This window comes from Bombilactobacillus apium (genome assembly GCF_013385145.1).
Classification (GTDB): domain Bacteria; phylum Bacillota; class Bacilli; order Lactobacillales; family Lactobacillaceae; genus Bombilactobacillus; species Bombilactobacillus apium.
In genome coordinates, this window is record NZ_JABZEC010000002.1 from 84,149 (window position 1) to 110,280 (window position 26,132).

Annotated in this window: 39 protein-coding genes and 2 pseudogenes; 3 read left to right on the forward strand and 38 right to left on the reverse strand. The window is 41.2% G+C overall.

What is annotated here, in order from left to right; genetic code table 11:
* Positions 1–84 precede the first annotated feature (84 nt).
* Positions 85–858 (forward strand): ABC transporter permease, encoded by a 774-nt coding sequence (locus tag HU830_RS02350; protein ID WP_176942194.1) that lies wholly within the window; start codon positions 85–87, stop codon positions 856–858.
* A 309-nt stretch (positions 859–1,167) separates the two neighbouring features.
* On the opposite strand, the gene rpsI is transcribed toward HU830_RS02350, so the two are convergent.
* The 35 genes from rpsI to rpsJ all read right to left on the reverse strand — a co-directional run bounded on the left by rpsI (position 1,168) and on the right by rpsJ (position 19,416).
* A complete protein-coding gene (gene rpsI / locus HU830_RS02355; protein WP_176942195.1) occupies positions 1,168–1,560 on the reverse strand; it encodes a 30S ribosomal protein S9 in 393 nt (130 codons plus the stop codon).
* Between the two features lie 13 nt (positions 1,561–1,573).
* Complete coding sequence (rplM, locus tag HU830_RS02360) at positions 1,574–2,017, reverse strand: 50S ribosomal protein L13 (RefSeq protein ID WP_176942196.1); 444 nt, start codon at positions 2,015–2,017, stop codon at positions 1,574–1,576.
* A gap of 112 nt (positions 2,018–2,129) precedes the next feature.
* Positions 2,130–2,876 (reverse strand): tRNA pseudouridine(38-40) synthase TruA, encoded by a 747-nt coding sequence (truA, locus tag HU830_RS02365; protein WP_176942197.1) that lies wholly within the window; start codon positions 2,874–2,876, stop codon positions 2,130–2,132.
* Between the two features lie 3 nt (positions 2,877–2,879).
* The gene (locus HU830_RS02370) at positions 2,880–3,674 is read right to left on the reverse strand and encodes an energy-coupling factor transporter transmembrane component T family protein (protein WP_176942198.1); all 795 of its coding nucleotides are present in this window, start codon (positions 3,672–3,674) and stop codon (positions 2,880–2,882) included.
* Complete coding sequence (locus HU830_RS02375) at positions 3,667–4,530, reverse strand: energy-coupling factor transporter ATPase (RefSeq protein WP_176942199.1); 864 nt, start codon at positions 4,528–4,530, stop codon at positions 3,667–3,669. Before HU830_RS02375 ends, HU830_RS02370 begins: the two co-directional genes overlap by 8 nt.
* Complete coding sequence (locus HU830_RS02380) at positions 4,506–5,342, reverse strand: energy-coupling factor transporter ATPase (RefSeq protein ID WP_176942200.1); 837 nt, start codon at positions 5,340–5,342, stop codon at positions 4,506–4,508. Before HU830_RS02380 ends, HU830_RS02375 begins: the two co-directional genes overlap by 25 nt.
* A 220-nt stretch (positions 5,343–5,562) precedes the next feature.
* Positions 5,563–5,943, reverse strand: coding sequence for a 50S ribosomal protein L17 (gene rplQ / locus HU830_RS02385; RefSeq protein ID WP_176942201.1), 381 nt, complete (start codon positions 5,941–5,943; stop codon positions 5,563–5,565).
* 20 nt (positions 5,944–5,963) lie between these two features.
* A complete protein-coding gene (locus HU830_RS02390; protein ID WP_176942202.1) occupies positions 5,964–6,902 on the reverse strand; it encodes a DNA-directed RNA polymerase subunit alpha in 939 nt (312 codons plus the stop codon).
* 69 nt (positions 6,903–6,971) lie between these two features.
* Positions 6,972–7,361 carry a 30S ribosomal protein S11 gene (gene rpsK / locus HU830_RS02395; RefSeq protein ID WP_176942203.1) on the reverse strand — a complete coding sequence of 130 codons (390 nt, stop codon included), beginning with the start codon at positions 7,359–7,361 and terminating at the stop codon, positions 6,972–6,974.
* Positions 7,362–7,380: 19 nt separating this feature from the next.
* Complete coding sequence (gene rpsM / locus HU830_RS02400; protein WP_176942204.1) at positions 7,381–7,746, reverse strand: 30S ribosomal protein S13; 366 nt, start codon at positions 7,744–7,746, stop codon at positions 7,381–7,383.
* Between the two features lie 20 nt (positions 7,747–7,766).
* Entirely contained in the window at positions 7,767–7,883 is a 117-nt protein-coding gene (gene rpmJ, locus HU830_RS02405; protein ID WP_045922249.1) for a 50S ribosomal protein L36, read from the reverse strand.
* Positions 7,884–7,939: 56 nt separating this feature from the next.
* Complete coding sequence (gene infA, locus HU830_RS02410; protein ID WP_176942205.1) at positions 7,940–8,158, reverse strand: translation initiation factor IF-1; 219 nt, start codon at positions 8,156–8,158, stop codon at positions 7,940–7,942.
* A 107-nt stretch (positions 8,159–8,265) separates the two neighbouring features.
* Entirely contained in the window at positions 8,266–8,922 is a 657-nt protein-coding gene (locus HU830_RS02415; protein ID WP_176942206.1) for an adenylate kinase, read from the reverse strand.
* Between the two features lie 16 nt (positions 8,923–8,938).
* On the reverse strand, positions 8,939–10,237 hold the full coding sequence (secY, locus tag HU830_RS02420) for a preprotein translocase subunit SecY (protein ID WP_176942207.1): 1,299 nt from the start codon (positions 10,235–10,237) through the stop codon (positions 8,939–8,941).
* Positions 10,237–10,677 carry a 50S ribosomal protein L15 gene (gene rplO / locus HU830_RS02425; RefSeq protein ID WP_176942208.1) on the reverse strand — a complete coding sequence of 147 codons (441 nt, stop codon included), beginning with the start codon at positions 10,675–10,677 and terminating at the stop codon, positions 10,237–10,239. Before rplO ends, secY begins: the two co-directional genes overlap by 1 nt.
* A gap of 24 nt (positions 10,678–10,701) precedes the next feature.
* Entirely contained in the window at positions 10,702–10,887 is a 186-nt protein-coding gene (gene rpmD / locus HU830_RS02430; protein ID WP_176942209.1) for a 50S ribosomal protein L30, read from the reverse strand.
* A 12-nt stretch (positions 10,888–10,899) separates the two neighbouring features.
* Positions 10,900–11,400: a 30S ribosomal protein S5 gene (gene rpsE / locus HU830_RS02435; RefSeq protein WP_176942210.1), complete on the reverse strand. Its 501-nt coding sequence runs from the start codon at positions 11,398–11,400 to the stop codon at positions 10,900–10,902.
* A gap of 17 nt (positions 11,401–11,417) precedes the next feature.
* Positions 11,418–11,783, reverse strand: a complete 366-nt coding sequence (rplR, locus tag HU830_RS02440) for a 50S ribosomal protein L18 (RefSeq protein ID WP_324196260.1) — start codon at positions 11,781–11,783, stop codon at positions 11,418–11,420.
* A 27-nt stretch (positions 11,784–11,810) separates the two neighbouring features.
* A complete protein-coding gene (rplF, locus tag HU830_RS02445; protein WP_176942212.1) occupies positions 11,811–12,347 on the reverse strand; it encodes a 50S ribosomal protein L6 in 537 nt (178 codons plus the stop codon).
* A 31-nt stretch (positions 12,348–12,378) separates the two neighbouring features.
* Entirely contained in the window at positions 12,379–12,777 is a 399-nt protein-coding gene (gene rpsH / locus HU830_RS02450; protein ID WP_176942213.1) for a 30S ribosomal protein S8, read from the reverse strand.
* A gap of 24 nt (positions 12,778–12,801) precedes the next feature.
* The gene (locus HU830_RS02455) at positions 12,802–12,987 is read right to left on the reverse strand and encodes a type Z 30S ribosomal protein S14 (RefSeq protein WP_176942214.1); all 186 of its coding nucleotides are present in this window, start codon (positions 12,985–12,987) and stop codon (positions 12,802–12,804) included.
* Positions 12,988–13,004: 17 nt separating this feature from the next.
* Positions 13,005–13,547 carry a 50S ribosomal protein L5 gene (gene rplE / locus HU830_RS02460; RefSeq protein ID WP_176942215.1) on the reverse strand — a complete coding sequence of 181 codons (543 nt, stop codon included), beginning with the start codon at positions 13,545–13,547 and terminating at the stop codon, positions 13,005–13,007.
* 28 nt (positions 13,548–13,575) lie between these two features.
* Entirely contained in the window at positions 13,576–13,827 is a 252-nt protein-coding gene (rplX, locus tag HU830_RS02465) for a 50S ribosomal protein L24 (RefSeq protein ID WP_176942216.1), read from the reverse strand.
* Positions 13,828–13,857: 30 nt separating this feature from the next.
* Positions 13,858–14,226, reverse strand: a complete 369-nt coding sequence (gene rplN, locus HU830_RS02470) for a 50S ribosomal protein L14 (protein ID WP_176942217.1) — start codon at positions 14,224–14,226, stop codon at positions 13,858–13,860.
* Positions 14,227–14,269: 43 nt separating this feature from the next.
* Positions 14,270–14,545 carry a 30S ribosomal protein S17 gene (gene rpsQ, locus HU830_RS02475; RefSeq protein ID WP_176942218.1) on the reverse strand — a complete coding sequence of 92 codons (276 nt, stop codon included), beginning with the start codon at positions 14,543–14,545 and terminating at the stop codon, positions 14,270–14,272.
* 18 nt (positions 14,546–14,563) lie between these two features.
* On the reverse strand, positions 14,564–14,761 hold the full coding sequence (gene rpmC / locus HU830_RS02480; RefSeq protein WP_176942219.1) for a 50S ribosomal protein L29: 198 nt from the start codon (positions 14,759–14,761) through the stop codon (positions 14,564–14,566).
* Positions 14,751–15,185, reverse strand: coding sequence for a 50S ribosomal protein L16 (rplP, locus tag HU830_RS02485; protein ID WP_176942220.1), 435 nt, complete (start codon positions 15,183–15,185; stop codon positions 14,751–14,753). The genes rpmC and rplP overlap by 11 nt, the downstream gene beginning before the upstream one ends.
* Before the next feature lie 3 nt (positions 15,186–15,188).
* Positions 15,189–15,872: a 30S ribosomal protein S3 gene (rpsC, locus tag HU830_RS02490; protein WP_176942221.1), complete on the reverse strand. Its 684-nt coding sequence runs from the start codon at positions 15,870–15,872 to the stop codon at positions 15,189–15,191.
* 21 nt (positions 15,873–15,893) lie between these two features.
* Positions 15,894–16,244 carry a 50S ribosomal protein L22 gene (rplV, locus tag HU830_RS02495; protein ID WP_176942222.1) on the reverse strand — a complete coding sequence of 117 codons (351 nt, stop codon included), beginning with the start codon at positions 16,242–16,244 and terminating at the stop codon, positions 15,894–15,896.
* A 17-nt stretch (positions 16,245–16,261) separates the two neighbouring features.
* Positions 16,262–16,540 carry a 30S ribosomal protein S19 gene (gene rpsS, locus HU830_RS02500; protein ID WP_176942223.1) on the reverse strand — a complete coding sequence of 93 codons (279 nt, stop codon included), beginning with the start codon at positions 16,538–16,540 and terminating at the stop codon, positions 16,262–16,264.
* A 37-nt stretch (positions 16,541–16,577) separates the two neighbouring features.
* Entirely contained in the window at positions 16,578–17,417 is an 840-nt protein-coding gene (gene rplB, locus HU830_RS02505) for a 50S ribosomal protein L2 (RefSeq protein WP_176942224.1), read from the reverse strand.
* A 28-nt stretch (positions 17,418–17,445) separates the two neighbouring features.
* The gene (rplW, locus tag HU830_RS02510) at positions 17,446–17,733 is read right to left on the reverse strand and encodes a 50S ribosomal protein L23 (protein WP_176942225.1); all 288 of its coding nucleotides are present in this window, start codon (positions 17,731–17,733) and stop codon (positions 17,446–17,448) included.
* The gene (gene rplD, locus HU830_RS02515; protein WP_176942226.1) at positions 17,733–18,356 is read right to left on the reverse strand and encodes a 50S ribosomal protein L4; all 624 of its coding nucleotides are present in this window, start codon (positions 18,354–18,356) and stop codon (positions 17,733–17,735) included. Before rplD ends, rplW begins: the two co-directional genes overlap by 1 nt.
* Before the next feature lie 18 nt (positions 18,357–18,374).
* Complete coding sequence (rplC, locus tag HU830_RS02520; protein WP_176942227.1) at positions 18,375–19,067, reverse strand: 50S ribosomal protein L3; 693 nt, start codon at positions 19,065–19,067, stop codon at positions 18,375–18,377.
* A gap of 40 nt (positions 19,068–19,107) precedes the next feature.
* On the reverse strand, positions 19,108–19,416 hold the full coding sequence (rpsJ, locus tag HU830_RS02525; RefSeq protein WP_176942228.1) for a 30S ribosomal protein S10: 309 nt from the start codon (positions 19,414–19,416) through the stop codon (positions 19,108–19,110).
* A gap of 591 nt (positions 19,417–20,007) precedes the next feature.
* Between rpsJ and nrdD the strand changes: the two are divergent.
* Both nrdD and nrdG read left to right on the forward strand, forming a co-directional pair.
* A pseudogene (nrdD, locus tag HU830_RS02535) lies at positions 20,008–22,173 on the forward strand (anaerobic ribonucleoside-triphosphate reductase).
* A pseudogene (gene nrdG / locus HU830_RS02540) lies at positions 22,163–22,747 on the forward strand (anaerobic ribonucleoside-triphosphate reductase activating protein). The pseudogenes nrdD and nrdG overlap by 11 nt, the downstream one beginning before the upstream one ends.
* Positions 22,748–22,803: 56 nt before the next feature.
* Here nrdG and HU830_RS02545 read toward each other — a convergent pair.
* The 3 genes from HU830_RS02545 to HU830_RS02555 form a co-directional block, all read right to left on the reverse strand.
* Entirely contained in the window at positions 22,804–23,106 is a 303-nt protein-coding gene (locus tag HU830_RS02545; RefSeq protein WP_176942230.1) for a glycine cleavage system protein H, read from the reverse strand.
* Positions 23,107–23,235: 129 nt separating this feature from the next.
* On the reverse strand, positions 23,236–24,315 hold the full coding sequence (locus HU830_RS02550; RefSeq protein WP_176942397.1) for a PTS sugar transporter subunit IIC: 1,080 nt from the start codon (positions 24,313–24,315) through the stop codon (positions 23,236–23,238).
* A gap of 304 nt (positions 24,316–24,619) precedes the next feature.
* Positions 24,620–26,023 (reverse strand): C69 family dipeptidase, encoded by a 1,404-nt coding sequence (locus HU830_RS02555; RefSeq protein ID WP_176942231.1) that lies wholly within the window; start codon positions 26,021–26,023, stop codon positions 24,620–24,622.
* Positions 26,024–26,132: the final 109 nt, after the last annotated feature.

Sequence of the window (26,132 nt, forward strand, 5' to 3'; positions counted from 1 at the left end):
GACAGATACTCCATTGTCCCCATCAAACTGAGTGGACAAGATTTAAACATCAATTTAGTTAATGACACCACAAAGACGATTGCCTTGAAATCTTCTGCCGGAAAATTACTCTCCTTTAAAAAATTAGACGGTATCTACATTTCGCAAAAGTTAGCTCACAATCTGAAGGTTAAAACTGGAGAAACCCTCAACTTCAAGATTCTTACTGCCAATAATAACTTCAAAAATCTAAAAGCTAAAGTTAAAGGTATCTATCTCAGTTATACTAGTCAAGGACTATATACGACTTTCGAATACCTCAATAAAAACAAATCTTTAAAATTTCCTGTTCAATCTCTTTTTATCAAAACTAATAATCTAACTACCGTTAAAAAGAAGCTGCTGGCTAACCCACAAATTAATAATGTAATTATCAAGAACAAACAAATATCTAATTATCAAAAAGCTTCTAAATCCGTTGATTCGATCCTTGCAATGATTGTCCTCATGTCTATACTGTTATTGTTCGCCGTTATTTACAATATTAGCTCAATCAATATTTTCGAAAGGCAAAGAGATATCGCAATTGAAAAAGCCTTGGGGTTAAGTAATTTTGCCATAAATAAACTTATTCTAATAGAAAACGACATTTTAGTCGGCTTTTCAATCATTATTGGATCAATATTAAGTCCCCTAGTTTACAAGCTCCTTGGCAATGCAATCGCCTCTAACGAGATGTCCTTTCCCGCAAAAATAAACTTCATGAGTATCCCCATCTCAATAGTTTTAATTCTTATTTCTTTGATCTTAACTAGTCTTTCACTCATTAGAAAAGTAAAAAGGATTGATAAACTAGCCGTCTTAAAATCTAAGAAGTAGGAAAACCATTTCTTCAAATAAATACCAATTTACCCACTGATCGGTGGATAAATTGGTATTTTTCTGTTCAATTGCTCCTATTACCTCTCTCATAAACATTTACGACCCTCTCTCCAATTATGTAAAATAATGAGTTTCCTATCCTCGAATTTTATTTTTGAAGGAATACCGCCTTTATGTTTTCTAATTACATAATAAATATAATTTATCCTCTGAAATATCAGCTATTAGAAAAATTTTCCAAAATTGAAAGCACAAAAAAACACCCTCTGGAATCTCTTCCACAGCGTGTCTTTCAAAAAGTAATAATTAACGTTTACTAAATTGTGATGCTTTCCGAGCCTTCTTCAGACCTGGCTTCTTCCGTTCCTTCATCCGAGGGTCACGGGTTAACATGCCTGCTCGTTTCAAAGGACCACGAAAATCAGGATCAACTTCTAGTAAAGCACGGGCAATTCCGTGACGGATTGCTCCAGCTTGACCAGAAAAGCCACCACCAAAGACATTTACCAAAACATCATAGCTTTCTGCTGTTTCAGTAATATCTAAGGGTTGCTTAAAGTCCTTGATCAGACTTGCTGATGGAATATAATCTTCTGCAGCCCGATTATTAATCGTTACGTTTCCTTTACCAGGAACTAAGCGTACACGTGCAACTGAGTCTTTCCGACGGCCAGTGCCAGCATAAGATACTTGTGCCAAATTATTTTCCTCCTTAAATCAACTTGTTAATATCTAAAGTTTCCGGTTGTTGTGCTGCATGTTTGTGTTCTGAACCGGCATAAACATAGAGCTTCTTGAACTGTTGACGACCAAGGGAATTCTTTGGCAACATGCCGCGAATCGAAGTTTCAATTAAACGTTCTGGCTTCTCGGCCCGCATCTTGCCTGCAGGTGTAGCTTTCATGCCACCCGGATGATTACTATGGTGATAGTAAATCTTATCCTTGGCCTTATTGCCAGTCAATTTAATCTTTTCAGCATTAATAATAATTACATTATCACCAGTATCAACGTTCGGGGTAAATGTTGGCTTGTTCTTGCCGCGTAAAATTGCAGCTACAGCTGAAGATAACCGTCCTAAAACGACATCAGTTGCATCAATCAGATACCATTTACGTTCAACTTCGCTTGGTTTAGCTAATGGTGTTGTACGCATTTGTTTTCCTCCAATATCTGTGTCTGTTTACACACTCAATAAGATTCCGGGGCCTATCGTGGGGTAAACAATACCATCTACCAATATACTACCAATCGAGACAATAGTCAATTTATTCGTAAAAAACTTTTTGTAAAAATAAGCCGCTGGCGGGAGCAGTCACGCGGGCTTGCTGGCGATCTTCTACTTCAAAGAGTCGCTGTAAATCATGAACTGGCCGCCGATCACTACCAATTTCCAATAAAGTCGCAACCAGAATTCGAACCATATTGTATAAGAAACCATTGCCATGAAAAGTAAAGCGCAATTCTTGAGGATAATTTTCGGTTACTAACTCGGCTTGGTAAATTGTCCGAACCTTATTCTTAATCACCCCACCACTGGCCTCAAAACTAGTGAAATTATGTGTCCCCTCCAAATCTCGCAGGGCTTGGCGAATCTTTTCCAGATCCAGCGGATAAGGAAAGTGCCCCGTATAGTTCCGCAAAAAGGGATTCGTATATCTGCCTAAAGCCACTCGATATTCATAAATTTTACTGACTACCGCAAAGCGAGCGTTAAAATCCACAGGCATAATCTGGGAATCAGTAAACAAGATATCCAAGGGCATTAGACTATTCAAAGCCCGTAACATACTAATGGCCGGTAAATTTCCCGGGTAATTAAAAGAAATTACCTGCCCTAAAGCATGGACTCCAGCATCCGTCCGGCCAGATCCAATTACTTCAACTGCCTGCCCTTTAGTCATCTTCGCCAGAGCTTGCTCAATCACGCCTTGAATCGTCAATAAGTGTGGTTGCTTTTGAAAACCGTGGTAACGAGTTCCGTCATATTGGACGGTTAACTTATAAACTGTCATTTTCTAACTCCGTAAATAGATTAAGCCCCCAGCCAAGGCCAGAAAAACAACTAAGACTAAACTATCTTGTAGTTGCCAATGGAGAATTCGATATTTACTCCGACCCTCACTTCCGTGATAGCCACGCGATTCCATCGCAATCGAAAGATCATAGGCAATATTAAAACTACTGACAAATAAAGGAATCAGGATGGGAATCACGGCTTTAATTTGTTTCAACAAATTGCCACTTCCAAAATCAACTCCCCGAGCCCGTTGAGCATTCATAATCTTGGTAGTTTCATCTGATAATAAGGGGATAAACTGTAGGGCGATTGAGAGCATCAAGGCTACTTCATCAACCGGAAAATGGACCAGACGAAGTGGTTTTAAAAGGGCTTCAATGGCGTCAGCTAATTGAAGCGGCATAGTCGTTAAAGTCAATAAGGTCGAAATAAAGATAATTAAGAGAAAACGCATAAAAATAAAGGCCCCATTAATTAAACTCAATTTCGAGAGGGAAAAGATTCCCCAGTGCCAAAAAGGATGACCTCCCGGCGTGAACAAAATTTGTAAAACAACTGTGAACAAAATCAGAAAGATCATCGGTCGAATTCCTTTAATAAAGAAACTTAAAGAGACCTGTGATAGAAGAATACAGATTGCTACAAAAACCGCCAAAACGAGATAAGTTAACCAGTTATTGGCCAAAAAGACAATCGCGACAAAGAAAAAAGTCGCAATGAATTTTCCGCGCGGATCAAGCCGATGAATCAAAGAATCCCCCGGTATATAGCGGCCAATTAATAATTTACCCATGCTTTTCCTCCCCTAATTGTGGCAATAAAGCCTGAACCAGTTGATCGGGAGTTACTGGGAGAGAGGGGAATTCAAAGCCTCGTTCCGCTAAACGACGCGCAAAACGGCTACTTTCAGGTTGTTGTAAGTGATGTTTTTTAATAAAGTCACTATCACTAAAAAGTTCTTCCGGGTTTGTGTCGCGGAGCAGTTTGCCTTGCTCCAAAACCAGCACTTGTTGGCTATAATTAGCCACATCTTCCATCTGGTGGGAAATGAGAATAATTGTTTTTCCCTGCCGGTGGAGATCCGCAAAGAGTTCCATCAATTCTAGATGACCTTGAGGATCTAGGCCGGCGGTTGGTTCATCCAAAACTAAAACTTCTGGTTGGAGAGCCAGAACCCCAGCAATCGCTACCCGCCGCATTTGCCCTCCCGATAGATCAAAGGGAGACTTATCTGCTACTTCCGTTGGTAAGCGAACCAAATCTAACATTTCCCGGGCAATTTTTTCTGCTTCACTGACACTAACCCCAAAATTTTGCGGACCAAAGCTAATATCCTTAAGAACTGTTTCTTCAAACAATTGAGCTTCAGGAAATTGAAAAACCATCCCCACTTTTCGCCGGAGAGGTTTTAAATGTTTATCTTTACTTTCGGGAGTAATCAAACGTTCACCAATTTGGATTTGACCTTGAGTTGGTTTTAAAAGAGCATTTAGGTGCTGGACTAAAGTTGATTTTCCGCTACCCGTTTGACCAATGATCGCGGTGAAACTGCCGGGAACAATTGTGAAACTGACATCATCCAAACCGGTATAGGCCAAGGGGCCATCGGCTTGATAAATATGTGTTACATGTTGGAATGTAATTGCCATAATTCTTCCAGTAACCTCCGCTTCGTTTGATAAGTGGCTGGAAGAGGAACTCCAGCTGTCCGTAATTTTTGTTGGATCTGCTGAGTAAAGGGCGGTAATAGCCCCATGGCCTGTAAATCATCTAAATGACTGAAGACCTCAGCCACAGTGCCCTGTTGGACGATTTGACCAGCTTGTAAAATTGCTACTTGATTAGCGGTCACAATTTCGCTTAAATCATGAGTAATTGAGACTACGGTAATTCCTAATTCTCTTTGCAGCTGACGCATAATTTGTAAAATATCTTTTCGCCCTACCGGATCTAACATGCTGGTTGATTCATCCATGATAATAATTTGGGGTTGGACGGCAATTACACCGGCAATTGCCACCCGTTGCTTTTGTCCCCCGGAAAGAATTTGGGGCGCCTTATCTGCGAAAGCGGTCATTTTAACTCGTTTCAAAGCCCAATTAACCCGCTGGATCATTTGTTCCCGGGGCATTCCTTGATTTTCTAAACCAAAGGCCACATCGTCGGCGACAGTAGCCCCTACAAACTGATGGTCAGGATTTTGAAAGATAATTCCCATCTGTCGGCGTAATTGCCAAACGTTATCAGCCGTTAATTGGCTCCCCGTAATCAAAACTCGACCTGATTGCGGCTCTAAGAGGCCGTTAATAATCTGGGCTAGAGTACTCTTGCCACTCCCATTAACACCTACTAAGGCTAACCATTGCTGGGGTTGGACCCGCAAGGATAATTCCTTCAGGGTCGGCCTGTTGGCCCCCTCATAAGTAAAAATAATTTGATCTAATTCAATTATTGGTTCCATTTATTCACCATGAACTGCTTTTGTTTTTACTTGTATCTTATCATAAACCACGATCAGATGGGGCTTTCGTTCCAAGTTAATATGTACAAAAAAATCATTCCCGAAAAGTAGCGATAAAACATTAGAGCTAGACTTAGTTTTTAAACCAACATCGTTACGCTCACTACTAATCGAAAGAATGATATTTTAAATAGCTATTTAAAAAAATCGGATGGTGCGCTTAAACTAATTCAATAATGGCCATCGGAGCTGCATCACCGCGGCGCGGAGTTGTCTTCAAGATGCGAGTGTAGCCACCTTGACGATCTTGATATCGGGGAGCGATATCGCTAAACAATTTTTGTAAAGCAGATTGAACAACAACTGCATCGTCTTCTTCGTTAATGCTTGCAACTTCATCACGAATATAACGCGCAGCCAAACGACGAGCATGTAAATCGCCTCGTTTAGCCAAGGTAATCATCTTTTCTGCGGTTCGACGAACTTCTTTAGCTCGGGTTTCCGTAGTCACAATGTGTTCATTGATCAGTAAATCAGTAGTCAAATCACGTAACATTGCTTTCCGTTGATCTGAAGCCCGACCAAGTTTACGATAACTCATATTTTTGCCTCCTTTGTAACTTAATCATCTAAATGAAGGGATAAACCTAAGTTGTCTAACTTAACTTTAACTTCTTCCAAAGACTTCCGTCCCAGGTTGCGCACCTTCATCATTTCTGATTCAGTTTTATCAGTTAATTCTTGTACAGTATTAATCCCGGCTCGTTTCAAACAGTTATAAGAACGTACCGAAAGGTCTAATTCTTCGATGGTCATTTCTAGTTTCTTCTCTTTACGAGTTTCTTCTTTTTCGATCATCATTTCTGCATTGCGAGCTTCATCGGTTAACTCGACAAAGATGGCCAAATGTTCGGTTAAAACTTTAGCAGCTAAGCTAATCGCTTCCCGTGGATCAATGGAACCATTAGTCCAAACATCGAGAGTTAACTTATCAAAGTCATTCCGTTTCCCTACTCGGGTATTTTCAACTTGGTAGTTGACACGAGAAACGGGGGTAAAAATCGAATCAACAGGTAATACTCCAATTGGAGTTTCATCTGTCTTATTCTGATCAGCGGAAACATAACCGCGGCCGGATTTAATTGTCATGACCATATGGAAGTGACCATTTTCGGCAACAGAACAGATATATTGATCGGGGTCTAAAATATCCAAATCAGCGTCAGTTTGAATATCAGCCGCCGTCACTTGATGTGGTCCGTCGACATTGATTTCAACTTTTTTCTCATCTTCCGAATATAACTTTAAAGATAACTTCTTAACATTTAAGACAATCTCCGTTACATCTTCCAAGACGCCATCAATGGTTGAAAATTCGTGTAAGACACCATCAATTTGAATGTCAGATACCGCCGTTCCTGGCAAAGAAGCCAAGAGAACCCGCCTTAAAGAATTACCGAGTGTGGTTCCATAACCGCGCTCTAACGGCTCAATGACATATTTGCCATAGTTATCTGCTTCTTCAATCTTGGTAATAACAGGTTTTTCGAATTCAATCATTATTTATGTTTTGCCCCTTTCAACAACGATTTTTATGAACGAAATTAAATCTTATGCTTGAGGTCAAAACTATACGCGACGACGCTTGGGTGGACGAGAACCGTTATGAGGAACGGGGGTCACATCTCTAATCGCCGTAACTTCTAAACCTGTTGTCTGCAAGGAACGGATGGCAGCTTCACGTCCGGAGCCAGGGCCTTTAACCGCAACTTCAACGCTCTTCATACCATGTTCCATCGATTCCTTAGCTGCAGCTTCACCAGCCATTTGAGCAGCAAAAGGAGTTGACTTCCGACTACCTTTGAAACCCAAAGCACCAGCTGAAGACCAAGAAATAGCGTTCCCGTGTGTGTCTGTGATCATCACAATCGTGTTGTTAAAAGTTGAATGGATATGTGCCACACCGGATTCAACATTCTTTTTTACTCGACGCTTGCGTGAGGTTCTTTTATTTGCCATGTTTTTACCTCCTTCTTAATTATTTCTTCTTACCAGCAATACTGGTTTTCTTACCCTTACGAGTCCGAGCGTTATTCTTCGTGTTTTGTCCGCGAACCGGTAAACCACGACGATGACGCATGCCTCGATAAGAACCAATTTCTTGCAATCGTTTGATATTCATGTTGACTTCCCGTCGGAGATCACCTTCGACTTTGACTTGATCAACTTGTGAACGCAAGCTTTCTTCTTGGTCCGGAGTCAAATCACGTGTCCGAATGTCTTCTGAAACACCTGCGGCTGCACAAACTTTTTGCGCAGTAGTGTTGCCAATTCCGTAAATGTAAGTTAGGGCAATCACAATTCGCTTATCACGAGGTAAATCCACACCTGCAATACGTGCCATCTACTTAACCTCCTTTTATATTAACCTTGTCTTTGTTTATGCTTGGGATCGGCTGAACAGATAATCATCACGCGACCCTTGCGCTTGATAACTTTACAATGTTCACACATTGGTTTAACTGATGGTCTAACTTTCATAAATAAATCCTCCCATCTCAACTAACGGACCTTAAGAGTGCGCCCACAATTCTGGTTTAACGGAAACGGTAAGTGATTCGTCCCTTAGTTAAGTCGTACGGTGACAATTCCACAGTAACTTTATCCCCTGGTAAAATCCGAATATAGTGCATCCGAATTTTGCCTGAGACATGCGCCAAAATAGTTGCCCCGTTTTCCAACTGCACTTTGAACATTGCATTTGGCAAAGTATCAGAAACGGTTCCTTCTACTTCGATTACATCATCTTTAGCCAAAAAAGCTTCCTCCTCGTTTCTTGTTAAACACAAAAATAGTGAGAGCTCCGCACTCACCACAAAATATACCAGAAGAGTATATCATTTTTTGTCGTAATTGCCAATAATTATTTAATTTGATCTAAAATAGTTTGAACTTCTGCAAAAACTTCCGCAATATCTTGATCACCATTAACCTGATGCAAAATTCCTGCTTGTTGATAAAAATCAACTAAAGGAGCATTCATCTTTAGGTTAACATCCAAACGATTCTTAACCGTTGCCGGCTTGTCGTCTTCCCGTTGGTAGAAGTCATGACCCCCACAATGATCGCATGTTCCTTCTACTTTAGTTGGGTTATACAACTTGTGATAAGTAGCTCCACAAGTCCGACAAATGAAACGTCCAGATAAACGATCAACCAAAACTTTCGGTTCGACTTGAATATCAATAACTGCATCCAAAGTTTTACCTAGTTCCTGATTAATTTGAGTCAACGCATGAGCTTGATCAATGTTGCGTGGAAAGCCATCTAACATATAACCTTGACTTGCCAAATCTGCTTGGCCTAAGCGTTCTTTGACAATTGCATTCGTCACTTCATCAGGAACTAACTCACCTTGATCGATAAAAGATTTGGCTTTGACTCCGACCGGAGTTTCGTTAGCCATTGCGGCCCGAAACATATCTCCAGTCGAAATGTGAATCACCGAATAAGTGTCCACAATTTTTTCAGCCTGCGTCCCTTTACCGGCTCCCGGTAAACCCATCAGCATTAAATTCATTTTCTCATCTCCACTTTTATTCACGAATAAATCCGACATATTTACGTTTCATTAACAGACCTTCCAGTTGGCGATTAGTTTCAATCGCTACCCCCACAACAATTAACAAACTCGTTCCACCTAAGCCAATTGACTGCGGTAAACCAAAAATGTTAGTTGCTAACTGCGGTAGTAAAGCAATCAAACCTAAGAAAATTGAACCAACGGTTGATAACCGTAACAAAACTCCTGAGACATACTTCACAGTCGCATTTCCTGGCCAAACCCCAGGAATATAAGCTCCCTGCTTTTGAAGATTCTCAGATAACTTTTCCGGATTAACTTGCACAAAAGCATAGAAGAAAGTAAAGAGAACAATCAATACTGTATAAACAATTGAACCAGTCGTTGTTTGCAGACTAAAGATATTCTTTAAAATTTCAAACCAGTTTTCGCCACCGTGTGAACCCTGAAAAGCCATCAAAATCGTCGATGGTGTGACCACCAAAGAACTGGCAAAGATTACGGGAATCACACCGGCAACATTGACTTTTAATGGTAGGTAACTTTCAGAGCCCCCACTGGTCGCCCGGCGTGTATATTGGATCGGTACTTTTCGGTTAGCTTGTTGCACAAAGGTTGTTATCTGAGTAACTAACAACACTGCGATTACAATTAAAACCACAATCAAGAGATTAAACCACCAATCAGAACTAGTCGAACTGATGATTCTTTCTTTGACGATCTGATAAAGACTATAAGGTAAACGGGCGACGATTCCGGCAAAGATGATCATCGAAACACCATTTCCAATTCCTTTATCAGTGATTTGTTCACCCATCCAAGTTAAAAGCATCGAGCCCCCAGTTAAAATAATCCCAAGGGTTACAAAAGTTTGTACATCAGGCTTATTGACTAAGCCCATCCCACTTAAGACGTTAAAACCAGCGGTAATTCCGATCGATTGCACAAAAGCAAGGATAATTGTCAAGTAACGAGTTACCTGATTCAGCTTACGCCGCCCCACTTCACCTTGCTTGCTCCACTCGACAAACTTCGGAACAATATCCATCTGTAATAATTGAATGACAATCTGTGCGGTAATGTAGGGCGAAACTCCCATCGAAAAAATGGAATAGTTTGACAGCCCTCCACCACTAACGGTATCCAGCAAAGGAATTAGTCCCGAAGAACTAACTTTTTCCAATGCGGAAACATTAATACCTGGAACTGTGATCTGCGCTCCTAACCGATATACTGCCAGTACCAATAATGTAAAGAAAATTTTCTTTCGTATTTCTTTAACTTTGAGAGCATTTCTGAGCGTTCCTAGCATTAAATCACCTCGACAGATCCACCTGCAGCTTCAACTGCTGCTTTTGCGGCAGCTGATACTTTGCTGACTTTCACTGTTAACTTCTTCTCTAACTTACCGTTAGCTAACAACTTAACTCCTGCGAGTTCTTTCTTGATTACGCCGGCTTCTTGTAAAGTTTGCGCTGTTACTTCTGTTCCAGCATCGAATTGATTTAAGTCCCGGACATTAACAACTGCATATTCTTTACGATTAATGTTGTTAAAGCCCCGCTTAGGCATCCGCCGGAATAAAGGCATTTGTCCACCTTCAAAACCGATCCGCGTCTTACCACCGCTTCGAGCTAATTGACCCTTTTGGCCTCGACCAGAAGTCTTACCAAATCCGGATGATGTTCCCCGACCAACTCGCTTGCGAGCATGACGAGAACCAGCGCTAGTTTTTAATTCATGTAGCTTCATTAGAAAGGCACCTCCTCTGGATAATTATTTAACTGCTTCTACTTCAACTAAATGCGCAATCTTCAAGACTGCACCCCGAATCGCAGCGTTGTCAGGTTTCACAACTGAACTGTTAATCCGGCCAAGGCCTAATTCTTTAACAACGCGTCGTTGTTCAGGAATCCGGTGTGCCACACTACGCTTTAAAGTTATTTTAATTTGATCAGCCATTGTGTGTCCCTCCTAACCTTGTAATTCTTCTGCAGAAATACCACGTAATTCTGCTACTTCTTGGGCGGTCTTTAATCTTGTCAAAGCATCCATAGTTGCTCGAATCAAGTTAATTGGCGTATTACGGCCTAAAGACTTACTTGTTACATCTTCAATTCCGGCTAATTCCATAACGGCCCGGACGGAACCACCTGCAGCAATTCCAGAACCAGCAACAGCAGGCTTCAACATTACCCGACCAGCACCGAAACGACCAATAACTTCATGAGGAATGGTGGTTGCAACTGTTGGCACTTCAACTAAACTCTTGGTTGCATCGTCAACCGCCTTGCGAATTGCTTCGGGAACTTCTTGAGCTTTACCAGTTCCTAAGCCAACGTGACCATTCTTATCACCCACGATAACAATGGCTGCGAACCGCATCCGACGACCACCTTTAACAACCTTAGTAATCCGGTTAATGGAAACGAGACGATCTTCTAATTCTAAATGTGATGGATCAACAAAAGCCATAAATTTATTCCTCCTTTCTAAAATTTCAAACCATTCTCACGGGCTGCATCAGCTAAAGCTTGCACCCGTCCATGATAGATATAACCACCACGATCAAAGACAACTTCGGTCTTATCTAACTTTACGGCCCGGTCGGCAATTAATTTGCCCACAGCAGCAGCTTGTTCAGTTTTGTTACCGGCAGTAATTTCTTGATCGAGAGTTGAGGCACTTGCTAGCGTTACACCCGCTACGTCATCAATTAATTGAGCGTAGATGTTTTTATTGGAACGAAACACATTTAAGCGTGGGCGCTGTGCAGTACCAGAGATTTTTGCACGAACACGTTTATGACGTCGAGCACGTGTCTTGTTTTTATCTGGTTTGGTAATCACAATTTTCACCTCATAAATTTAATCAGTTATCTGGTTTTATTTACCAGTCTTACCTTCTTTACGACGAATCTGTTCGTCAGCATACTTAATCCCTTTACCTTTATAAGGTTCTGGTGGACGAACATCACGAACAACAGCTGCGAATTGACCAACTTCTTGCTTGTCAATTCCGCTAATTTGGATTTGAGTATTTGAAGGAACTTCAACATTCAAACCTTCTGGAACAGTCATTTCAACGGGGTTAGAATAACCAACGTTCAAAACTAAAGTTGTCCCTTTCTTTTGAGCCCGGTATCCAACCCCAACTAATTCGAGGTCTTTTTGGAAACCAGCGGTCACTCCAACGACCATGTTGTTCACATTGGCCCGAGTTGTCCCATGAATTGCTCGATCATTATCGTTACTACGTTCAAACTTTACTTCATTATCATTTTGAGTAATTGTAATCTTGGGACTAACTCGACGATTTAACTCACCTTTCGGACCTTTAACGGTCACGACGTGATTTGTTTGATCAACAGTCACGGTTACGTCCTTCGGTAAATCAATTACTTTATTTCCGATACGACTCACGCTAAGCGCACCTCCTCTTAATTATATGAGATTACCAAACGTAGGCAATAACTTCGCCGCCGACAGTCTTTTGCCGAGCTTGCTTATCTGTCATAACACCTTCAGATGTTGACAAGATCGCAATTCCTAAGCCATTTAAGACTTTAGGAACAGCATCAGCCTTGACGTAGCTACGCAAACCAGGTTTTGAGATTTTCTTCAAACCGGTGATTGCCCGTTCGTTGTCTTTTCCATATTTCAAATAAACTTTGATCATTCCTTGCTTATGATCTTCAGTTACTTCGTAATCCCGAATGAAACCTTCGCGCTTGAGGATTTCGGAGATACTCTTCTTCATGTTGGAAGCTGGAACTTCCACACAAGCGTGACGTACCATGTTCGCGTTACGGATGCGGGTTAAGTAATCCGCAATCGGATCTGTCATAGACATTTGCTGACCTCCTAAGTTATTTTTCTACCAACTAGCTTTTTTGATCCCAGGAATTTGACCCTTATGTGCCAAATCACGAAGGCAAATACGGCAAAGCTTAAATTTGCGATAAACCGAACGCGGACGACCGCAGTTTTCGCAGCGGGTATAAGCTTGTGATGAAAACTTTGCTGGACGATGATTCTTAGCAATGAGCGATTTCTTAGCCAATAGCTTGACCTCCTATATTATTTAGCAAATGGCATTCCAATTTGAGTCAAAAGTTCTTTTGATTCTTCGTCACTTTCGGCGGTGGTTACGATGACAACATCTAATCCCCGAACCTTGCTGACCTTATCATAATCGATTTCTGGGAAGATTAATTGTTCCTTGATTCCGAGAGTATAGTTCCCACGGCCATCAAATGAACGATTATTAACCCCGTGGAAATCACGAACTCGAGGAAGAGAAACGTTGATGAGCTTATCTAAAAAGTCATACATCCGTTCTCCTCGAAGGGTTACCTTAGCTCCAATTGCCATTCCTTCACGTAAGCGGAAGCCAGCAATTGATTTCTTAGCTTTAGTAATTAAAGGCTTTTGACCTGAAATTAAAGTTAATTCTTCTACGGCATTGTCCAAGTTCTTGGAGTTTGCAACTGCATCACCAACACCCATGTTTAAGACAATCTTGTCAATCTTTGGGGCTTGCATAACGGATGCATAGTTGAACTTCTTTACGAGGCTTGGAACAATTTCTTCAACATATTTCTTGTGCAAAGCATTTTCCATTTGAGTTTAAGTCCTCCTTCCGTAATGATTATTTATCTTCCGTCTTAGCGTCTTCAGCAGGAGCTGAGACTACTTTGACATTTGATGCATCGAGCGGAGCTTCGACGTCTTTAATTCCACCGTTGGGATCAGTTTGGGATGGCTTTTGATGCTTTTTGATCATGTTAATCCCTTTAACTGTCACCTTGTTGGTTTTGGGAAAAGCTTGTAAAACTACGCCAGATTTACCTTTGTCTTTTCCTGAAATAATTTGGACATTATCGCCGGTTTTTACAAACACAGGTCGAGCACCTCCTTTGGAATTTCCTGTCTACAAAACTTCTGGTGCTAATGAAACGATCTTCATGAAATCATTATTCCGTAATTCACGGGCTACGGGACCAAAGATCCGAGTACCTTTAGGTGTCTTATCGTTGTTGATAATTACCGCAGCATTTTCGTCAAAGCTGATGTAAGAACCATCAGGACGGTGAGCACCGGAAACGGTCCGGACGATCACGGCCCGAACGACGTCACCCTTTTTGACAACGCCACCTGGTGTTGCTTGTTTGACAGTTGCGACAATCACGTCACCAACATTGGCAACCTTCCGACCGGACCCACCTAAAACTTTAATGGTTAATATTTCGCGTGCGCCAGAGTTATCAGCAACACGCAAACGGGTTTCTTGTTGAATCAAGTTGAAATCCTCCTCTCAAGATTGATAGTTGTAATTTTACCGACTAAATTTTAACGGCTTTTTCAACAATTTCAGTTAAACGGAAGCGTTTAAGCTTGGACAAAGGACGAGTTTCCATAATACGCACAATATCGCCAATTTTTGCTTCGTTATTGTCATCTTGAGCATAAAATTTCTTGGAATATTTGAATCGTTTGCCATAAGTCGGGTGAGTCTTATAAGTTTCCACCGAAACGGTGATGGTTTTGTCCATCTTATCAGAAATAACGCGACCTTGGTAAACTTTACGATGGTTACGAGTTGCTTTGGTTTCGCTCAATTAATTTCTCTCCTTCCGCTATTTATTTTCTAATTCTTGTTGACTCAACACTGTTTTAATGCGCGCAATGTTTTTACGAACTTTTTTCAATCTTGCAGTATTTTCTAATTGCCCGGTTGCTTGTTGAAAGTGCAAATTGAATAATTCTTCTTTATATTGCTTTTCTTTATCATGCATTTGAGCAGTGGTTAATTCTCTAATTTCACTAGTTTTCATCAGATTCGCCACCTACTTCCTCACGCTTTACAAACTTGGTCTTGATTGGGAGCTTGTTGGATGCAAGTCTCAAAGCTTCACGAGCAACTTCTTCGGAAACACCGCCGATTTCAAACAAAATCTTTTCCCGCTTGACAACTGCAACCCAGCCATCAGGAGCACCTTTACCAGAACCCATCCGGACTCCGACACCTTTAGCTGTATAAGACTTATGAGGAAAAATCTTAATCCATACTTGACCACCACGCTTCATGTAACGTGTCATAGCGACACGAGCGGCCTCGATCTGGCGGTTAGTAATCCAATGAGACTCTAAAGCTTGTAAGCCGTATTCTCCGAAAGCAACTTGGCGGCCACCTTTAGCAGCGCCACGCATTTTGCCCCGAAACTCACGCCGATATTTAACTCGCTTAGGTACTAACATCGATTAGTTTCCTCCTTTCGCTCCGTTATTCTTCTTACTTTGGTTATGGTTAGGCTTATCTGGTAAAATTTCACCACGATAAATCCATGTCTTAACACCTAAGTTTCCATAGGTAGTTGTCGCTTCAACACTAGCATAGTCAATATCAGCTCTCAAGGTGTGCAAAGGCACAGTTCCTTCAGTATGCCATTCAGTCCGGGCCATGTCAGCTCCGTTCAAACGACCAGAGATTTGAGTTTTAATACCCTTAGCACCGGCCCGACGTGAACGTTGAGTTGCTTGACGTTGAGCCCGACGGAAAGCGATCCGAGCTTCCAATTGCCGCGCAATGCTTTCGCCAACTAACTTAGCATCTAAATCAGGCTTCTTAATTTCCACGATGTTTACGTGAATATTCTTACCTGTTAAAGCGTTAATTTCTTTACGCAACTTTTCAACTTCAGAACCACCTTTACCGATTACCATTCCTGGCTTAGTGGTATGGATGGAAACATTGATCTTCTTAGCAGCCCGTTCAATTTCGATACGTGAAACGGAAGCATTAGCTAATTTGGTCTCAATAAATTTACGGATCTTTAAATCTTCAAGTAAATACTTGGAAAAATCTTTTTTATCAGCATACCATTTGGCATCCCAATCACGGATGACGCCAACACGGAAACCGACTGGATTAATCTTTTGACCCACGTTTTTCCCTCCTTATGGATTTTATTCGACTTCGGAAACCACAACTGTAATGTGACTTGTACGCTTATTAATTGGGGAAGCGGAACCTTTAGCCCGAGGACGGAAACGCTTGAGCGTTGGTCCTTCGTTGACATAGGCTTCACTAACAACTAAGTTTTGAGCGTCCAAATCGTAATTGTGTTCAGCGTTAGCAATTGCGGACTTTAAAACCTTCGCAATAATCGGGGAACCCGCACGCGGAGTGAATTGCAAGATTGCTAAAGCTTCAGCAGCATTCTTACCTTTGATAAGCTCCATCACAAGGCGAGCCTTACGAGGCGCAATCCGAACGGTTTTAGCAATTGCTTTGGCGCTAGTAATTTGTTCTGCCATCGTTTAATCTCTCCTTTCTATGCTCCGGTTTTCTTATCGTCTTTACTATGACCATGGAAAGTCCGTGTTGGAACGAATTCGCCCAACTTGTGTCCAACCATGTCTTCTTGAATATAAACTGGAACGTGCTTTCTTCCATTATAGACTGCAATCGTGAATCCGATGAAACTAGGAAAAATAGTGGAACGACGTGACCAAGTCTTAATGACAGATTTCTTGTCTTGGTCCTGTTGAGCTTCAATTTTCTTCATTAAATGAGCATCAGCAAATGGTCCCTTTTTCAAACTACGACTCATTAGACAACCTCCCTTTTTCTTGTTATCTTACGAAAAATTATTTTCTCTTATTCTTCCGGTGACGCACAATTAACTTCTCAGATTGTGCCCGAGTAGAACGAGTCTTCTTACCCATTGTCTTCTTACCCCATGGGGAAAGTGGCGATGGACGACCAACAGGAGCTTTACCTTCACCACCACCATGTGGGTGATCGTTAGGGTTCATAACTGATCCACGAACTGTAGGCCGAATACCCATCCAACGTTTCCGACCAGCTTTACCAATATTGATCAATTCATGTTGTTCGTTACCAACAGCACCGATGGTTGCCCGACAAGCGGAAAGGATCATCCGTACTTCACCTGAAACCAAACGAATCAAGGAGTACTTGCCATCACGACCTAATAATTGAGCAGAAGTTCCAGCAGAACGGACCAATTGGCCACCCTTGCCTGGCTTTAACTCAATATTGTGAATCACAGTTCCGACTGGAATATCAGCTAAAGGTAATGCATTACCTACCTTGATATCAGCTTGAGAACCAGATTCAACTCGTTGTCCAACTTGCAAGCCCTTTGGAGCTAAGATATAAGCTTTCACACCATCTTCGTAGTGTAACAAAGCGATGTTTGCTGAACGATTAGGATCATATTCAATTGCTTTCACAATTGCTGGTACGTTATCTTTAGTTCGTTTGAAGTCAATTACACGGTACTTTTGTTTATGACCACCACCACGATGACGAACCGTAATTTGACCATATGAATTCCGACCAGCTGTATGGCTTTGGGATTCAAGTAGGGTCTTTTCCGGCGTTGTCTTGGTGATTTCCGCGAAATCGGATCCGGTCATATTCCGGCGACCATTAGTGGTTGGCTTATATTTAATAATACCCACGCGCTTTACCTCCTATATTTATGATTAATTATTCTTTATTAAAAATTTTGATTTCGTCTGAGTCGGCAGTTAATTGAATGATTGCCTTCCGACGGCGATTGGTCTTCCCAACATAACGACCAACACGCTTCTTCTTCGGCTTAATGTTCATAATATTAACGCGCGCAACTTTAACGTTGAAGATTTCTTCGATGGCTTGGCGAACTTGAATCTTGTTAGCAGACACAGCAACATCAAAGACATACTTCTTATCATCCATGTCAGCCATGGAAGCTTCGGTGATTACAGGACGTAAAATGATATCTTGTGCAGCCATTATCCAAGTGCCTCCTCAATTTGTTTTAATGCAGCCTGAGTCATGACTGTTTGTTGGTTGTTGATAACATCCAAAACATTAACATCATCAGCTGTAATAATCTTAACTTGTGGTAAGTTTTGGGCTGATAAGATAGCGTTAGTATTGTCAGCTTCAACAACAACTAAAGTCCGACCATTGATCTTGAGATTATCTAAAAGTTGTTTGAAAGTCTTGGTACTTGGTTGGTCAAATTTCAATTCGTCAACCACGATCAATTCTTGATCAGCAACTTTTTGGGATAATACAGATTTCAAAGCTAAACGGTAAACCTTACGGGGAATCTTGTAAGCGTAAGATCTTGGAGTTGGTCCAAAGACAATTCCACCGCCACGCCATTGTGGGGACCGAATGGAACCTTGACGAGCACGTCCGGTACCTTTTTGACGCCAAGGTTTCCGTCCGCCACCACGAACTGCTGAACGGTTCTTAACTGCATGAGTTCCTTGACGTAAGGATGCTTGTTGCATAATCACAGCATCAGCAATTACATGATTGTTTGGTTCAATTGCGAAGATTTCGTCTTTCACATCAGTTGCGCCATTTTTAGCGCCTGATTGTTTGAACACATCTACTTGTGCCATTCCTAGTTGCCTCCCTTCCTATTTTGCGGCTTCAGCTTCTGGAGCTTCATCAGCGATGATGGCTCCAACATTCTTCTGGCCTTTAATACCTTTAACGGTAGTTTGAATTTTAACTAATGACTTGTTAGCACCTGGAACATTGCCCCGGATCATTAACAAGTTGTTTTCAACATCAACTTTGACGATGACGAGGTTTTGAGTTGTAACTTGGTTACCACCCATGCGACCTGGTAACATCTTACCTTTGAAGACTCGATTGATAATTGAACCCATGGAACCTGGGATTCGGTGATAACGTGAACCGTGAGTTTCTGGTCCCCGAGCTTGTCCAAAACGCTTGATGTTTCCTTGGAAACCGTGTCCCTTAGTTACACCAGTAACGTCAACAACATCACCACTGGTGAATGTATCTACTTTTACTTCTGCGCCAACTTGATAGTCGTCCATGTTTACGCCGCGGAATTCGCGCACATAATGCTTAGGTTTCGTATCAGCTTTTTTTGCATGACCTTGTTGAGGTTTGTTTGTTAAAATCTCACGACGATCTTCAAAGCCTAATTGAACAGCTTCGTAACCGTCATTTTCTTTGGTTTTCAATTGCATAACGACGTTGGGTGTGGCTTGAATCACAGTTACGGGAATCAATTCACCCTGGTCAGTAAAGAGTTGGGTCATCCCAACTTTTTTGCCAAGAATTCCTTTTTTGGTCATGAGTACACCTCCATTAATTGATTTAAGTTAATTTTTAAAATTATAGTTTGATTTCGATGTCAACACCGCTTGGCAGGTCGAGTTTCATTAATGAATCAACTGTCTTCGGTGATGGGTCAACAATATCGATTAACCGCTTGTGGGTTAAAAGTTCAAATTGTTCCCGTGAGTCTTTGTACTTATGCGGTGAACTGATCACTGTATATAAGGAACGTTCGGTTGGCAAAGGAATTGGACCTGAGATCTTAGCCCCTGTTCTCTTTGCAGTTTCAACAATCTTGTCAGCAGATTGATCAATAATCCGATGTTCATAAGCCTTGAGACGAATACGAATTTTTTGATTTGCCATGGATTTCCCTCCTTCTTGCATCTTCTTAAGATACCGGCTCTGTAAAAATTACCGACCGCCCTGCCGTGGCAAAGCGCCCGGGCGTGTCGCAACCTCTTACATCAACGCCGTAATTGCTTGAATTCAAAAAACGAATAAATAAAGTCCTAAATTCAGCACTTCTAATATAATACTGGACTGACGCTAGAATTTCAAGTCTTCTGGGTCTAATTACTAAAATAATTACTAATTAAAAAAGTTGCTAACATCACCGATAACTTTTCGCCCGGAAAATCATTTTAGAGTAAATGTTCTTCCTTCCCTTCTCCAAAGGCTTTCATACAAGATGTAGTATTGTTTATGTTTTAAAAAACAATATCTTGCGTGTTAAGCTTTACTTTTTCTCCAACAGTGCTTACCGTTGTAACTAGTAAAAATTAAATGTAGTAGCTGTAATTAATTTTTTTCTTTTCTTCCCTTACTTTTTATAAGCTTCGATCTGAATCCTAAAAGAAAACAGATCGTTTCCTTATTAATTAAGATGAGTTTTGAAAAGTTCAGTTCCGAAGTTAAGATCAAGAGATTAATAATTCGACAAAGAAGGATGAATTCATGGTATACGCAACCGCCGCCGCAGAGCCCACTTGGCAAACTCTAAAATCAAAAACTGTCATTAAAGTCGATGGTGAACAGGTTCCCTTTTATCTTTATAAAATCGATTTAGTCCTCGCTGCCTTAAGTCCAGATGAAACGCTAAAAAACAACTGCGACAGCAGATTATCGATCAAGTTACGCAAACCAAGAGCCCGTTAACTAGTCAAACTATTCGCAAATTTTTTATGCAAGCTTTGCTTGGCTGCCAACAGCCTTCTTTAGCCTAAAAGTATCAGAACTATCGGCAGGAAGATCGCCAAAAGTGGCAAACAGCGATCAATCTCCAGCAGAAACTTCAGTCCCTTTTTCAAGGTCAAGAAGATCTGGTTCACGAAAATGCCAATAAAGATAGCAAGATTTTTAGCACCCGGCGGGATTTAACTGCGGGAATGGTTGGTAAATCATTGGGTCTAACCATGATGCCCCAAACGGTCGCCAAGGCTCATCTGCGCGGAGACCGCACTACCATGATTTAGATTACTCTCCTTTAACAGCAATGACTAACTGCTGTCTAATTGATTTTAAAAACATGTTAGCTCATGGTTTTAAAATTGGGAACGCCGAAGTAGAACCACCTAAGTCGATTCAGACGGCGACTGCCCAAATGTCCCAAATTATTGCCAACGTTGCTTCTAGTCAATACGGCGGTTGCTCTTCCAATCGAACGGACGAACTCTTAGCTCCTTACGCGCAATTAAATTATCAAAAACATCTTCAAGAAGCTCAAAAATGGGTTCAAGCTGATCAACAAGAAGCCTTCGCCCGGGAAAAAACTAAAAAAGACATTTACGATGCCATGCAGGGTTTAGAATATGAAGTCAATACTCTCTTTTCTTCCAACGGACAAACTCCGTTTACGACGGTTGGTTTTGGCTTAGGAACTTCTTGGATTAAACGCGAGATTCAAAAAGCAATTCTGCAAGTTCGGATCCAAGGTTTAGGTAAACAACACCGAACTGCTATTTTCCCAAAATTAATCTTCACTTTAAAGCGGGGACTTAATTTAAAACCGGGAGATCCTAATTACGATCTTAAACAATTAGCGGTCGAATGTGCCACTAAAAGAATATACCCTGATGTACTTACGATAAGATTATTGAAATCACAGGAAGCTTTAAGTGTCCGATGGGTTGTCGGAGCTTCCTGCAAGGTTGGCACGATGATCAAGGACGAGAAGTTAACAGTGGACGAATGAATCTCGGAGTCGTGACGATTAATCTTCCTAGGATTGCGATCGAAGCGCAGGGACAAACCGACGTCTTTTGGGAGATTTTGGAAGACCGGGTCCAACTGACCAAAAAGGCCCTCCTAACGCGAATCAAACGTTGCAAAGAGGCTCGTCCAGAAAATGCCCCGATTCTTTATGAAAATGGTGGTTTTGGTCAACGTCTAAAAACAACCGATTCAGTTGATGAACTCTTCAAAAATAGTCGGGCCACTGTTTCTCTAGGCTACATTGGATTATACGAAGTCGGAACTGCCTTTTTTGGTCCGCAATGGGAAAATAATCCTCAGGCTCATGACTTCACCGTTCAAATTGTCAAATACTTGCACGACGCTTGCCTACAATGGGAAAAAGAATACGGTTATCATTTCAGCGTCTACTCTACTCCGGCGGAATCTTTAACAGATACTTTTTGCGAAGCTGACCTCCAACGTTTCGGTCGAATTCCTGATATCACAGCTAAAGAATACTACACCAATAGCTTTCACTATGACGTCCGCAAAAATCCAACTCCCTTTGAAAAATTAACTTTTGAAGAGGATTATCCTCAATATGCCGCTGGTGGTTTCATTCACTACTGTGAATACCCTAATCTCAAACAAAATCCTGCTGCCTTAGAAGCAGTCTGGAACTGGGCCTACGATCATGTCGGTTATTTAGGAACCAACGCTTCAATTGATCATTGTTACGAATGTGGCTTTGATGGTGATTTCAAACCAACAGCTAAGGGTTTTGAATGTCCGCAATGCCAAAACCGGAATCCTGAAACTTGTGACGTCGTTAAACGAACCTGCGGTTATTTAGGTAATCCGATGATTAGACCCATGATTCACGGCCGCCATCAAGAAATTGCCGCTCGGGTTAAAAATTTACGAGCGGGTGATTTAAATGCCGACTAACAAATTACGTCAACCTAATAATCCCCAACCTCAACAGTGGTTAGCAGCCAATCGCAGCCAAAAGTACATTGCCAGTTACAAACCCTTTAATACGGTTGATGGAGAAGGTGTCCGCTGTAGTCTCTATGTATCTGGCTGCCTTTTCAATTGTCCAGGATGTTATAACAAAGCTGCCCAAAATTTTCATTATGGTCATCCTTATTCCCAAGAATTAGAAGAACAAATTATTGCCGATCTCAACCACAGCTATGTCCAAGGTTTAACCCTTTTGGGTGGCGAACCATTTTTGAATACGCAAGTCTGCCTGCAACTTTGCCACCGCATCCGCCAAGAATTTGGCTCCAGTAAAGATATTTGGTCTTGAACCGGTTACACTTGGGAAGAGTTGCTCCAAGAATCTAATGATAAGTTAGAGCTCTTAGGACTCTTAGATATTTTGGTCGATGGTCGTTTCTTAGAAGCCCAAAAAGACCTTTCGTTACAATTTCGAGGGAGCGCTAATCAAAGAATCATCGCTGTTCCGCAGTCACTTGAACGCCATCAAGTTGTCATTTGGGATAAACTCTTAAAATAAACAAGTGCCACCAAATTAAAAATCAATTTGGCGACACTTTTTTATCTTTAACGAAACTATTTAATTTCTAAGAACCAGTTCTGATCCCGTTCAGGACTATTAACTAGTTCTGGTTGATCAAACAATTCCGTATGCACTTGGACAACTGTTCCCGCTGCCGGAGCTATTAACTCCAAGACAGCTTTTGAACCTTCAATCGAGGCAAAAGCCACCCCCGCTTCAACGGTTGTTAAATCATCTCGCAAATCAACAAAGGTCACGGTTCCCAGCTGTTCTTGAGCTTGAGCATTAAGTCCCCAACGTTGATGTTGATTTGCTAATTGTTCTTGCCATAAATAATTTACGTGTTTCCCCATCATTATCCTTGCTCCCTTGAATTTCGTCTGTCAATTTCCTAACGTTTTCAAGAGTATTTTACTATAATTTTAAGGGAATCTCTAATCAGCCGAGATCTTTCATTTTTCCGTTAAAATCGCCAAGTAAGCCTGTTATTCACCTAAATAAGCAAAGACTTTCTTTTCATCATAAATATGGAAAATCTTAGTAAAGATCAGCCGACAAAGCCAAGCGACTAAAGCTGGGAAGACTATCCAAGCAATTAAAGCTACGAGCCAAGTTATACTCTTCGATCCCGCATCAATTGAAGCTAAAGGTCCAACTAAACCTACCAGACCAAAGCCAGCTGAAGCCGGTGTCCCGTGGATTTGTAAAAAGACAACCGGTAGCGATGTAATCACTGCAGTAACTAAACTCGGCAGTAAAATTATTGGATGCCGGAATAAATTAGGCATCATCATCTTCATGGCTCCTAAAGCAATCGCAATTGTCACCCCGGATTTATTTGTCCGCCAAGAATGAATGATTAAGACCATCGTCGTTGCCGCCACACCCATTGCTGCTGCTCCAGCTGAAAGACCATTTAACTGAATGGCCATTCCAATCGCAACCGTTGAAATTGGGGAAACTATCAGAACTGCAAACACGCAGGCAATTAAGATACACATGATTACTGGCTGTAAATTGGTAAAGGAGTTGACCACATCACCAATCCAAGTCGTAATTTTACTAACATACGGTAAAATCAAAAGACCAATCCAACCGACACCGCCACCAACGATAATCGGAGCAGCCACGATTTTAACAGAACCAAACTTCGAACCGATTACTAGGGTTACAGCAACCGCTAAAGCTGCGGTAATCATCGTGTTAATTAAGTCTCCGGTTCCTGATGAAACATAAAGTCCCGGAGCTTTTGTTGCTGGATTAACTAAAGTAGGCATTAACTTTGTTACTCCAGAACCGACATACGCAGCTCCCGCGACAATGGCAACATCTAAAGGTGCAAATTTAAATTGAATCGCAATTAAAGCTCCGATTAATAAGGGTGTAGCACATTGAAAGATAATTAGACTTTGCGAAATTGTGCTAATCAACGGACTATTGCCCAACAACTTCAAGATTGCTGCCACCACGGCATTGGGAATCAAGCCCACAATAATCCCAGTAGCTGTTCCAGCTAAAATATTATTAAAGAAAACTTTAGGCGTAATCTTTTGTGTTTGCACAATATTCATCCTCCGGTCAGTCATAATATCTAACTTTCTTTTTAAACTATAAAAAAGATTGTAACACCTTTTCCAAGAAAAAGGTGAGATTTCATTAATTTTATCTAATAAAAATCGTTTTCTTCTCAGTAACTTTCTTTCTAAATCCTAGTAAAACCTTAGAAAGACAAACTTCTTAAAGAACTTTCCAACACTGAGCGGATCAAGAAAAATTTGGATTTAAAAGTCTAAAAATCAAAAAAGCCTGAATGAAAAATAGATTTTCCTTCAGAACTCTTCTTAATTATTCTTAAATTTCTGGCAATTCTTAATCAAAAACAGAGAACTTCAATTTCATATGTTTAGAACCAGAAAGCACCATTTTGCCTAAGAGTTTTTGGCTTTCCTTCATATAACAATCAGCTAACTGTTGATTTGCTGCTTCCAAAACTGGAGTTGGATCAGTAACTTGGGTTAACTTACGGTCTGTTTGGGCGACAATCGCCTGTAATTGAGCTAAGGTCGCTTGTTCATATTGAGCATGATACTCACTATAAACACCATAATCTGTATCGCCAAGAACTCCCAAAGTCCGACTCAACCAATAAGCAGTAGTCGGATCATAATTCGCATCGGCCCGCCGGAAAGATTCTGGAGTTGTTGAAACTTGGGTATAAAATGGGACTAAAGTGTTAAAAGTATTTGGTCCAAAGGCCAACCACTGCAAACCAGTGGCTGCACTTGGTTTATCAGGACGAATTTGGAGAATATGAGTTTCTTCGTTTCGATTAATTCCAATCGGCCGGAAACATTTTTTTTCAGCCGAAGTTCCATCTCCATAACAATCATAGGGCGTATTTTGATAGTGAGAACTCAAGGCCCACTTTAACTCAGCAATTCCAATCTTTTTTTCAGGATGACAAATGAATGGTAGATTATGATCCAAAGGATCTTGCACAACACTTGGGGTAAAGAATTTTTGGACATACCAAGCCCGCGGATTATTATAGTGCGTATCCTTAATTGTCGCTGAACCAAAGGTATGCCGTAAATTCAAACCGGCGGCGTCCGGATTCAAATGATTTTTTTGAATAAAGTCGGCTAAGTCGGCAGAATACAAAACATCTTCGGCTTCCAAGTCAAATTCCGCAATATTAAGCCGATTAGGAGCGACAACATAAGCATCATCAGGAATCTTGACTGCTGCCCAGTGATGACCGCCCAAGGTTTCTAAATACCAAATTTCATCTTGGTCGGCAAAAGCCATTCCGTTGGATTCATAAGTTCCATATTGTTCTAACAATTGCCCCACTCGTAAAACTCCTGCGCGTGCAGAATCCAAGTAAGGTAAGACAATTGTTAACAGATCTTCTTCACTTAATCCATCGTTAACTAAAGGATCTGCTGCCAAAACACGATCATTTGTAGTAATCGTTTCAGTAGCCGTCATAGCCACGTTCGCACTATTAATTCCTGAACCTCCCCATTCACCATGAGTTCGATCAGCATCAGGAGTTGCCGTATAGCGGCGCGGGTTCTCCGGTAAATCTAAGGCAAACTTGGCTAATTTAGCCTGATAATGGCGCGGTTGATCGGCGGGATTAACCACTACAAATTGTTGCGGTTCAGCATAATCACTGTGATCTTCGGTTCGCGCAATCATCGTCGAACCATCAATTGTAGCTTTCTTGCCCACAAGAATTGTGGTGCAAGAAGAATGAAGGTGTGTCATATAAGTGCCCCCTTAGGTTATTTAGTTTCTTATTATATACCAGACCAATAACCGGCCTCAAATCAAAAAAAGCCAGCTCTTAAAGTTCAAGCTGCCTCTCTTTGCTTCT

Excerpts from the sequence above, each read along its gene's own strand:
- rplE (WP_176942215.1), bottom strand. The coding sequence starts at position 13,547 with ATGGAAAATGCTTTGCACAAGAAATATGTTGAAGAAATTGTTCCAAGC.
- rplP (WP_176942220.1), bottom strand. The coding sequence starts at position 15,185 with ATGTTAGTACCTAAGCGAGTTAAATATCGGCGTGAGTTTCGGGGCAAA.
- rplW (WP_176942225.1), bottom strand. The coding sequence starts at position 17,733 with ATGGCTGCACAAGATATCATTTTACGTCCTGTAATCACCGAAGCTTCC.
- rplV (WP_176942222.1), bottom strand. The coding sequence starts at position 16,244 with ATGGCAGAACAAATTACTAGCGCCAAAGCAATTGCTAAAACCGTTCGG.
- HU830_RS02545 (WP_176942230.1), bottom strand. The coding sequence starts at position 23,106 with ATGATGGGGAAACACGTAAATTATTTATGGCAAGAACAATTAGCAAAT.
- rplM (WP_176942196.1), bottom strand. The coding sequence starts at position 2,017 with ATGCGTACAACACCATTAGCTAAACCAAGCGAAGTTGAACGTAAATGG.
- rpsE (WP_176942210.1), bottom strand. The coding sequence starts at position 11,400 with ATGGCTTTTGTTGATCCATCACATTTAGAATTAGAAGATCGTCTCGTT.
- rpsS (WP_176942223.1), bottom strand. The coding sequence starts at position 16,540 with ATGAGTCGTAGTTTGAAAAAGGGACCATTTGCTGATGCTCATTTAATG.
- rplQ (WP_176942201.1), bottom strand. The coding sequence starts at position 5,943 with ATGAGTTATCGTAAACTTGGTCGGGCTTCAGATCAACGGAAAGCAATG.
- rpmJ (WP_045922249.1), bottom strand. The coding sequence starts at position 7,883 with ATGAAAGTTAGACCATCAGTTAAACCAATGTGTGAACATTGTAAAGTT.
- HU830_RS02370 (WP_176942198.1), bottom strand. The coding sequence starts at position 3,674 with ATGGGTAAATTATTAATTGGCCGCTATATACCGGGGGATTCTTTGATT.
- rpsJ (WP_176942228.1), bottom strand. The coding sequence starts at position 19,416 with ATGGCAAATCAAAAAATTCGTATTCGTCTCAAGGCTTATGAACATCGG.
- rplC (WP_176942227.1), bottom strand. The coding sequence starts at position 19,067 with ATGACCAAAAAAGGAATTCTTGGCAAAAAAGTTGGGATGACCCAACTC.
- rpmD (WP_176942209.1), bottom strand. The coding sequence starts at position 10,887 with ATGGCTGATCAAATTAAAATAACTTTAAAGCGTAGTGTGGCACACCGG.
- rpmC (WP_176942219.1), bottom strand. The coding sequence starts at position 14,761 with ATGAAAACTAGTGAAATTAGAGAATTAACCACTGCTCAAATGCATGAT.
- truA (WP_176942197.1), bottom strand. The coding sequence starts at position 2,876 with ATGACAGTTTATAAGTTAACCGTCCAATATGACGGAACTCGTTACCAC.
- HU830_RS02380 (WP_176942200.1), bottom strand. The coding sequence starts at position 5,342 with ATGGAACCAATAATTGAATTAGATCAAATTATTTTTACTTATGAGGGG.
- rpsM (WP_176942204.1), bottom strand. The coding sequence starts at position 7,746 with ATGGCACGTATTGCAGGTGTGGATTTACCTCGTGATAAGCGAATTGTG.
- rpsK (WP_176942203.1), bottom strand. The coding sequence starts at position 7,361 with ATGGCAAATAAAAGAACCTCACGCAAGCGTCGAGTAAAAAAGAATGTT.
- HU830_RS02555 (WP_176942231.1), bottom strand. The coding sequence starts at position 26,023 with ATGACACACCTTCATTCTTCTTGCACCACAATTCTTGTGGGCAAGAAA.
- rplO (WP_176942208.1), bottom strand. The coding sequence starts at position 10,677 with ATGAAGCTACATGAATTAAAAACTAGCGCTGGTTCTCGTCATGCTCGC.
- HU830_RS02375 (WP_176942199.1), bottom strand. The coding sequence starts at position 4,530 with ATGGCAATTACATTCCAACATGTAACACATATTTATCAAGCCGATGGC.
- HU830_RS02415 (WP_176942206.1), bottom strand. The coding sequence starts at position 8,922 with ATGAATTTAATGCTGATGGGTTTACCGGGAGCCGGTAAAGGGACGCAG.
- HU830_RS02390 (WP_176942202.1), bottom strand. The coding sequence starts at position 6,902 with ATGATTGAATTCGAAAAACCTGTTATTACCAAGATTGAAGAAGCAGAT.
- rpsH (WP_176942213.1), bottom strand. The coding sequence starts at position 12,777 with ATGTCTATGACAGATCCGATTGCGGATTACTTAACCCGCATCCGTAAC.
- secY (WP_176942207.1), bottom strand. The coding sequence starts at position 10,237 with ATGCTAGGAACGCTCAGAAATGCTCTCAAAGTTAAAGAAATACGAAAG.
- rplD (WP_176942226.1), bottom strand. The coding sequence starts at position 18,356 with ATGGCACAAGTAGATGTGTTCAAACAATCAGGCGCTAAAAATGGCGCA.